Source organism: Halovenus halobia (assembly GCF_051414135.1).
GTDB lineage: Archaea > Halobacteriota > Halobacteria > Halobacteriales > Haloarculaceae > Halovenus > Halovenus halobia.
On sequence record NZ_JBLKOA010000013.1, the window covers coordinates 1 to 4,490 of the forward strand.

Genomic DNA, 4,490 nt, shown 5'->3' on the forward strand with positions numbered 1-4,490 from the left:
CATTGCTGTCTCTGTTCAGTTCAGACCGATGCTTCGATTCACAGAGCTACCGTTCCAAGATTGAACGGCTCACACCAATTCAACTCGGCTTCCGAACCCTCGATTGGGAAGTACCGATAGTACGTTTACCGATTTGACAGCATCGACGATGACGCTCTCCCCTGATACCGACGTGAGTGACGCCATCGATCAGTTCCAAACTGAACGGCAAGAACTTGCACTCGTCATTGAGGACGGAGAGGTGGTCGGACTGGTAACTGTCACAGACCTTCTGGAGACAATCATCGGCGATATCGAGGATCCGCTGGACCAAGACGATCCGACTATACTCGATTAAGCCTCTGTATGCAGCGTTTCACTTGTGACTGGCTGTGGTGAGATAAATTCGACGTTGCTGAATACAGGGGGCATATCTCACAAGAGAGGCTGCCCCGCTTGCTACTGGATCCGTTCAGTACGAAGGTGAATTTGCCAGAGATACCTGTTCGATTCGGCATGCACAAGCGAAACAGGCGATAGGTCCGTTGTGGCGCAGGAGTCCCCAGTCATATCTTTCGTCTTCTTCATCAGCTATTCGCCTTCCCGTTGACGCTTGCTGTCGACCGTGGACAGTGAGCGGGTAATACCGCACGTACCCGATGTTCGGCGGCTGGGAGCGCACTCTGGTCACCGCAACGGCGGTCGTCCACCGCTGGGACGACCGCGGGACGGTCGAGGTAGTTCAGTGTTACAACGTATCGTTGACTCCAGCTTCGGCGTGCTACTCCGGAGCAGTCTCCTCCGCGAGAACTGCCGACTGGTCGCCCTCTGACCAGATGACCCGAACCTCGGTGCCGGGGTCCGGAGCCCGCTCGGTCGTGTAGCTGGCGCCCACGGTGATGTCCCTTTCGGAGTCCCAGGTCTCAACTACCGACTCGCCGCCGGCGGTGTACCGGACCTGAAGCGACGACACCGACTCGCCGCCTTGGTGGGTGATAGTGACGCCGTCCTCTACAAAGTCGAACGATGCGGTTAGCTGGGGCTGTGTAGTATCCCGATTCTCCTGATTCTCCTCAAACCAGTCGGGCGTCTCGACGGTGGTGTCGTTGACGCCTAGGATTGCGTAGTGCTGTTTCAGCGTCTCACCGGAGGAGCCAGTAACGTCCAGAGATATCTCGCTGACGAGTCCGTCGGGCGCGATTCGGACGTAGCCAGTCAGGTCCTGTATGTTGGTGAGCATAGTCCGGTCGAACCCTGTGACGCGATACCTGACAACCGGGGTATCGTCGATAGTAGTCCTGTTCTCGACAGTCAGGTTCACTCCTTCGAGGATTCCAATGAGTTCGGTCCCCCCACGATGAATCCGTTGGAACTCGACCTCACGGTCCGTGACGGTTTCGTCATCGGTCTGTGTGTACACGGCTCCGTCGGTGTAGTAGAGGCGACTGCCGCCCTCCTCGCCCTCGTACTCCTCGTCTCGGTTGTCGACGGAGATGTCGGCGAAGATACGACGGTTGCGCTGCTCTCTATCCACGATTAGCCGGTACGACTCGAGCGACCGGAGTTCAGCGTGATGGGAAGCCAACAGCGCCGAGACGTTTTCTACTGAGTTGTTGATAGCCATCCCGGGTGGGGACGTTTCGTTGCTAATCTCCAAGTCATCAGTCTCTCCTTCGCTTTCTGGCGTATTTGTGCCAGCCGTGTCGTTTGGCTCGCTCGCCGAGTCGCCGCCCCCAAGCGGGTTCACCCCGGTACAGCCGGCGAATACGATGAGGACGGCGACGGCGACGACTTTGAGACCGCTTCGCATGATATCACGACGCCTCTCCCGCCATACAAATACTTCGAATCTGTGAGATGCCGCGACGGTTCAACTACTCCGGGGCCGTGTGTCGACCGCGGTGTGATGACCGACCGTTCCAGACTGTCGGCTCAGTCTGGTGTTCAGGGACCTCCTGGGTCGCTCCCTGTATCGAGCAAGCCGGGTCGTAAAATAACTCGCTCACTGTATACTCATTTCTTTCCACTTTTAAGCAGTGAATCTCCAGGTCACTAACCCTGCAGACTGACCACTCTGACACCTGTTAACTCCAAATAATATTTCTCCCATTATCCAGGATAGAGGGCGCGTATCTTACACCGAGGGAACCGCGGTTAATTGGAGTCGGAATTGGTCAATACAGTCGTATCCCCGTGACAGACTGCCCAGAACTAATCAGGGCTTTTCATAAACGTATCGAGAGGCATATGCGTACCAGAGAATCACCATTGTACCGATAACAAGCATGATGACAAAGCTAGCAACCAGAAGAAATCCGACGTCATAGGGTCGAAATACACCTTCGAGTTTCTCAGCCAGACGAGACATCACCCTAATCATTACAGTGTAGATCATCGACCGTGATATCTCCTGCGACCACATGACACAAATCAATACAATATCCGTTTTTGACTGAAATCACTCAATCAGCAAGTTGAGTGAGCATTTGATTCAATATCTTGGAAGAAACCAAATCTGTTGAAGTCAAGTTCTGTACTCAGCACCCGAAACCTATCAAAAAGTGACAGTATTGTGTTAATCGGCTATTGAGTGTCACTGTCGGCACGAATGGAGACGTACGCGAACTCCCGTGGGAACCACTTGCTGGGTTACGCATCGAACGAAAGCAAAGATATTGCAATCAGAGAAAGCTAAACCGCAAATACAGAGCTTGAATACCCTGATTTCGGACGGCGAACCCAATATGGGCGCTGCAGGCGCTCGCTCAGTTGTCGAACGCGTTTCTGGCGTGGGGCAATCGTATTCGGTGGTTTCAAACTGGCAACTCCTGACGGCCCCACTACACTATTGTCTCCCTGTGCAGGATGTAGCGTACAGCATCAGTATTGGCTGCTTAGCGTGCGTAACATCTCCAATGCCCGGAACGGCGCAATTCTCACCCTATATGCAGATCGCTAACCCGTTCGCATCTTCGGTGGATAAACGGTGGCTTGGTGTATCAGGTAGCATCTGTTTCCCGTCTGAGGCCAATCATCTCTATATGGCTCTTCAGATTCCGGATTCACTTGAGGATTTCATCGATGAGGTTGATTCTTCCGGGAAGACACTTCTGCTGCATAATCGGAACAGACCAGAGCCAATGGCTACGCTCCTTTCACAAGCGTTTGCGAATCAGTCAGTCACAGTAGCAGAACATCACATACCGGAGGGTAGCGATGATCTCGTCTGTCTCATCAATGACGGCAGGGTAATCGAAACCTCACCGTTCCGGGCACTCGAACAGAGCTTTTTGATGATCAATTCTGACCTCTACCGCACGGGAACCAATCAATCCGGGGTCGACGCCTTTCCGGCTGTACTAACTGGTCTGGATGGAGTCGAGTTTACCGTTCGTGGCTACCCACAATCACACAAAGAAAAGCTGTTGCTGGTACTCATCTCCCGGTTCATCGAGTATCGGGCACTCGAATCCGAAGGGGGACGCTTTCATGCGACGTTCCAGCGGTTGTCCCGGCTTGACGACGAATACGGGACACACCAAATCTACAAACGTCTCGGTGAGAGCGGGGTCGAAACACACGTCTATGGCATTCGGGATGATCCATCTGTAATCGAAGATATCGATGTCACAGTACATGACGGATTATCAGCAGCCTACCGCCGGTCGTGGGTTGTTCTTTTTCAGCCGGGAGATGGCAGCCACACTGATACCGCCCGGGGTGGGCCAGTCGCATTGGTTGCAGTCGAGATCGACACCAACGTCTGGCGTGGGCTGTGGACGTACGACCCTGATCAGGTCAGCCGCCTCCAGTCTTATATGACACACGCATTCTGAGTTTCAGTATCTCTCTCGAAACAAGTGTCTCGAGGGTGTTCCAAGCGAGGCTGTCGCTCAGTAGTAGAAAACGGGGTCTTCATTCCAGATACTTCTCTCTGGACAGAGATACCCATGTCGTGGCTCAGTCCGACTACCGGTTCGGTACTGACTGTCAGCGTGATGGCCAAGAACGGTCAAAAAGGGCTCCTCGATATCAGTCCTCTTGCTCGCTAACCAACAGTGTGTTCATCACCAGAGCGTCGATGCCTCGCCGGAGGCGTTCGGTTACGGCCTGGTCGGAAATATCGAACGTGTCTGCGAGTTCTTGGGTCGAGATTTGCCGCGGCAGCGAATAGTATCCGGACTCCACCGCGTACGTGAGCATTTCGCGCTGTGGGGGCGTCAATCCGTACCACGGCCCCGCATCCGGTCGAGTGGGGTTGTAGATCCGCTTGACCGATACCTGAATGCGCTCCTCGGTATAGTACTCCTGAAAGGTCGAAAGCGCGTCGTGAGTCGGAAATCTGAACTCAAGTTCCCACGTGTCGGCAGTTCCGCTTGCGTCTAATAACACTCGGTACTTCCCAACCGACGTGAGCAGCGGAACTGAAGCGTCGCTCTGATTGAGGAAGACGTCCGGTTCAGAAGTGTGTTAAAGCTCCCTGAACCGGACGGTGTTCTTTCGGCAGCAGA

At 54.1% G+C, this 4,490-nt stretch carries 2 protein-coding genes and 2 pseudogenes; 2 read left to right on the top strand and 2 right to left on the bottom strand.

Annotated features, from left to right (window positions below; translation table 11 throughout):
• Positions 1-133 precede the first annotated feature (133 nt).
• A pseudogene (locus ACMGFM_RS16585) lies at positions 134-337 on the top strand (CBS domain-containing protein); the annotation flags it as partial.
• A 423-nt stretch (positions 338-760) separates the two neighbouring features.
• Here ACMGFM_RS16585 and ACMGFM_RS16590 read toward each other — a convergent pair.
• On the bottom strand, positions 761-1,789 hold the full coding sequence (locus ACMGFM_RS16590; RefSeq protein ID WP_436903801.1) for a DUF7537 family lipoprotein: 1,029 nt from the start codon (positions 1,787-1,789) through the stop codon (positions 761-763).
• A 1,330-nt stretch (positions 1,790-3,119) separates the two neighbouring features.
• On the opposite strand from ACMGFM_RS16590, the gene ACMGFM_RS16595 reads away from it, so the two are divergent.
• Positions 3,120-3,815 (top strand): DICT sensory domain-containing protein, encoded by a 696-nt coding sequence (locus ACMGFM_RS16595; RefSeq protein WP_436903803.1) that lies wholly within the window; start codon positions 3,120-3,122, stop codon positions 3,813-3,815.
• Between the two features lie 196 nt (positions 3,816-4,011).
• On the opposite strand, the pseudogene ACMGFM_RS16600 reads toward ACMGFM_RS16595, so the two are convergent.
• Positions 4,012-4,371: pseudogene (locus ACMGFM_RS16600) on the bottom strand (helix-turn-helix domain-containing protein); the annotation flags it as partial.
• Positions 4,372-4,490: the final 119 nt, after the last annotated feature.

Bases quoted from the DNA above. Each gene is read 5' to 3' on its own strand.
- ACMGFM_RS16595 (WP_436903803.1), top strand. From the start codon at position 3,120: ATGGCTACGCTCCTTTCACAAGCGTTTGCGAATCAGTCAGTCACAGTA.
- ACMGFM_RS16590 (WP_436903801.1), bottom strand. From the start codon at position 1,789: ATGCGAAGCGGTCTCAAAGTCGTCGCCGTCGCCGTCCTCATCGTATTC.